This window comes from Facklamia sp. P12937, from assembly GCF_050409505.1.
Taxonomy (GTDB): Bacteria; Bacillota; Bacilli; order Lactobacillales; family Aerococcaceae; genus Facklamia.
This window is the reverse complement of sequence record NZ_JBNUPI010000039.1, coordinates 1-3905: the sequence shown is the minus strand read 5'-3', so window position 1 is coordinate 3905 and position 3905 is coordinate 1. Positions and strand designations below refer to the sequence as shown.

Below are 3905 nucleotides of genomic sequence, written 5' to 3'. Positions count from 1 at the left end.
ATCAATCGCTTGCACCAAGGCTTAAGAGAGTCTTAAGAATAGTTACTAAGTTTAAGCTTTTCATTAAGAATTCCTTTCGTTATCACACACTAACCAATGGCCCTATTGAAGGGATTAATAACACGATTATATGTGTCAGGAAGAAAAGAAAAGGAGACCAAGCAACCATTAGTGGCTTAATCTCCTTGGATAGCATCAACCCTATTGGACATAGAGCCTAGTTTTTCTAACTCTTTTAGTATAAACATCAAATTATTTTCATTATATAATAAACTATAAATTTAAACTGATTGTCTTTTTATTTAGCTTCTTAAAAATTTGCTCATTAGTTCTATCTGATGTTCAATAGATAATTTTTTTATTACTCCTAAGCCAGGGTCGCTCCCTTCATCAGCATCTGTAATAAATGTTAAAATACTTCAGTTTCTATGTTTTCTTTTACATATTCTTTACCTTCCAATTCCATTATCTTATTATACTATTCTTTTGGTCTAATAACTGCTTCATGGTATTTATTCGCTGGATCTGTTGGGCTATGATTGGTATCAGATACAAAATGATGAACCCTCAAGCTCTTTTTTTATCACAATCTATAATATGGATTGCTACAGCATGAGGTGAAAAGCCATTTTCCATAAAATCTTTACCCATTACATAATAATCTAAAAACCCTATGTAACCATCTTTTTTAAACGATAAATGATCAGAAGAAAAATATTCATCACCAACATAATCCGCATTTCTTTTTTGTTTATTGAAATTATCAGCTAAAAGTATTTTGTTTATTAAAAGCTTTTTAGACTAATTTCAACTTTGAAAAAATACTTAATCTTCATTAAAAGCTGTCCATTGAATATGCTCATAATGATGATTTATATCTTTCCATTCCGTAACTGTCAATTGATCCATACCTTCAACTATTAATTGAATCATATCTTTATCAATCATATTAACAATTTTAGCTTTTGTAAACATATTATAATCGCCTCCCCCAACAGCACGATATTGAGTGAGCGCTAAATGGTAATATTTTTGCTTATCAATTACTTTTTGTGTTTTTTCATTAATTAATTTGACCACACGCTTACCTATTGGTTGATTCAAATCAACCTCTACAGAAAAACCCGTGTACAAGTCATAATTGTAATGCTTAGGTTTAGGATAAATATAAGAAGGATTTACAGAAATTTTACCGGATGAATCAAAAGTAAAATAAGCAAAATTATGCTCCATCGCTTCAATTATATCCTGACCACTTACTTGGCTAACAGCAATTTGATTATAATAAGGATAAATATTCAATAGTTCTCCTCGCCTAACTTCACCTTGAAAATCTACAAAGTGATCGTTGAGCAAGGATATACCTGCGAAGTCTGCCCCTGTTTCATTCAACATCGTTCTCGTTAAAAACTCAGCAAAAGGATGGCCTTTCACTCTTGCTTGATGAAGGTTTCGAGTGGGCATCTCCATGGGAGCATTCCCTAAGACCTCATCAAGCCAGTTAAGGCTCTGGCTATATTCAGGTTCTAATGGACGAATATTTTCAATTGCTTCGCTAGTTGTAAAAGAGTGTAGAGCCCCTTCAATTGCTGGGGAAGCTTTTTTATCTAAACTCACGATAACTTCACCCACCTTTTCACCACCATAGCCTGGTTGAATGACAAAGGAATCCTTAAAGGGCTGACAAATCTGACGATGTTGATGACCCGTTAATAAAAGATCTATTTCAGGAATCTCACTGATCATCTTATATCCTTGATTTTCTCCAGTTTGAGCCTCTAAGGCCTCTCCCGAAGATAGGTCAGCTTCAAAACCTCCATGATAAGCAACAACTAATAAATCCACTTGAGGTTTTAAAAATTGAGCATACTCTTTAACCGTTTCAAAAGCATCTAAAAATTCTAAGCCTTCATAATTTTCTGGCAACTCCCAGTGTGGTATATAGTGGGTGGTTACACCAATAATTCCGATTTTATAATCTTCAATGTTGATGACATCATAGGCTTTTCCCTTATAGGGCTTTTTGGTTTTTCGATCCACAATATTGCTACATAATATTTGTGCATTTATTAAGTCTAATGCTGTGTCTTGATAGGCCATTCCGTGATTAAATTCATGGTTACCAACAATTTGATAATCATAGTCCAAATCATTCATCATTCGAGCATAAGGAGCCGCACTCTTTGTCACTTGACTGGTATAGCTCGTCATAGGCGATCCTTGAATAAAATCGCCTAAATCAAATTGCAATGTCTTAATCGAATCTTGTTTTAATTGATCAATTAAAGCTGCAGTGTTCTTTAAGGAATACTCAGTCTGATCAGGATGATGGTGCCATTGACCATGTGTATCACTCGTTATTAAAAAGCGGATTTTAAGCATTGTTCCCCTCCAATATCTTGTCCATCGTATATATTTGGCCATACTGAGGATAGAAAACAATTAGACCTTTTGTTTCTAACTCTTGACCAAAAGCCTTTGGTTTAAATGTATGCTATGGAATAACAACTTTTGATTGAATCGTATAACCAATCATCAATAAATCTGCTTGAGAGGCATGACCTGAGACCCCAGCCTGATAGAAATCCCGGCCGTATTCAACCATATTGGTTAAAAACTCCTCATAACCAGCCATAAAGACTCCTAAAGGAACTCCGTTTGAATGTAAATATATTCCAGCTGGTAATTGATAAAGAATTTGATGACGTTCATAATCAATTAATAATAAATAGTCATTCGGCGAAGCCTTCAATTCTTCAGCACTTACCAAAAGACTACTTTCTTCTTCATCCTCATCTAAACAAAAAATATTATCGATTTTGCTTGATGTATGTTGTTTAAGCAATTGGTAATACGCTTTATCTACGACAAATCTCCGTTGATGATTTTTAGCTATTTCATTCAATCTTATCAAGCGTTGTATATTTTGTGGATATAAATTAATGGTTATGATGCCTGCTTGTTTTTTACCCAATAAGTGGTCTCTCTCTTTTAATAACTGCCGCTCATTTGAACAAGCTAGATTATGATTTTTTCCCTCAACAGCTAAGTGAGGTGCGAGGTCATCTCCAAAATTAGACAAAGAGGTGCCTTCAATTAATAGTAGGTCTGGTTCAAAAGGATGGGCTTCTTCTACCCACTTGAGCACTTTTTCAGGGTTATAACCATTTAGTCTTAAGTCTCCTGAATAAACAATTTTCAAATCATTCGTTGCAATAAAATAGCACTCGCACCTTCTGTATCATGGTCACTCTCTTTAAAAGTTATCTTGAATGGCCCATGATGAATACTTGTTTGATGAGGAACACTTTGCCAATTAACATCATATTTAGGTAAAAAGGAATTTTTACTAAATTTTCATAAAAGTTTAATGACTTCTCTGATGTGTATACAGGAATTTGTTCGTTTATTTGTCCTAAGGAACCTAGATGATCAAGGTGCGAGTGAGACAAGCAAATGGCAGTATTCGATGAGCTCACCTCATAAGCAGTTAACGAATTTGAATTTAACTGGCTTTGAGAATAAAATCCTTCTACCTTAGGCAATAAGTTATCTTAAAGGAATTGTTCAGTTAATGATCGATCTAGCAATTGTTTAATATCGGCTCCTACAAATGCTCCAAAATCCATAATCACTTGATGATTATCTTTTTGAAGGCTAATAATATTTCCCCCAATTGTGCCAATTCCACCCAAGAATTCAATCTTTGTTTGACTCATCAACTCTTCCTCTCTTAATAGTTTTTATCTTCACTATCAAGATTTTATCGTACCATATATTGGACCTAAAGTTCTACTTAACTTTTTTATCAAAATAAGCTATATTTTAACTTCATTCTGAACACCTAAAGGGGGCTGTATCATAAGTCCATTTTTGCTATAACTTTTAAAATAAGACCCGAGATA

Annotated in this window: 5 protein-coding genes; 1 reads left to right on the top strand and 4 read right to left on the bottom strand. The window is 34.0% G+C overall.

Annotated elements, in window-relative coordinates; translation table 11 throughout:
* Window positions 1-38 precede the first annotated feature (38 nt).
* Entirely contained in the window at window positions 39-221 is a 183-nt protein-coding gene (locus ACQV2R_RS08540; RefSeq protein ID WP_428892108.1) for a hypothetical protein, read from the top strand.
* 346 nt (window positions 222-567) lie between these two features.
* Here the strand turns inward: ACQV2R_RS08540 and ACQV2R_RS08535 are convergent, their stop codons facing one another.
* The 4 genes from ACQV2R_RS08535 to ACQV2R_RS08520 all read right to left on the bottom strand — a co-directional run bounded on the left by ACQV2R_RS08535 (window position 568) and on the right by ACQV2R_RS08520 (window position 3719).
* Window positions 568-777, bottom strand: a complete 210-nt coding sequence (locus tag ACQV2R_RS08535; protein ID WP_428892107.1) for a sce7725 family protein — start codon at window positions 775-777, stop codon at window positions 568-570.
* A 48-nt stretch (window positions 778-825) separates the two neighbouring features.
* The gene (locus ACQV2R_RS08530) at window positions 826-2382 is read right to left on the bottom strand and encodes a bifunctional metallophosphatase/5'-nucleotidase (protein ID WP_428892106.1); all 1557 of its coding nucleotides are present in this window, start codon (window positions 2380-2382) and stop codon (window positions 826-828) included.
* A 112-nt stretch (window positions 2383-2494) separates the two neighbouring features.
* Entirely contained in the window at window positions 2495-3202 is a 708-nt protein-coding gene (locus ACQV2R_RS08525; protein ID WP_428892105.1) for a hypothetical protein, read from the bottom strand.
* A gap of 352 nt (window positions 3203-3554) precedes the next feature.
* Window positions 3555-3719 (bottom strand): hypothetical protein, encoded by a 165-nt coding sequence (locus ACQV2R_RS08520; RefSeq protein ID WP_428875501.1) that lies wholly within the window; start codon window positions 3717-3719, stop codon window positions 3555-3557.
* Window positions 3720-3905: the final 186 nt, after the last annotated feature.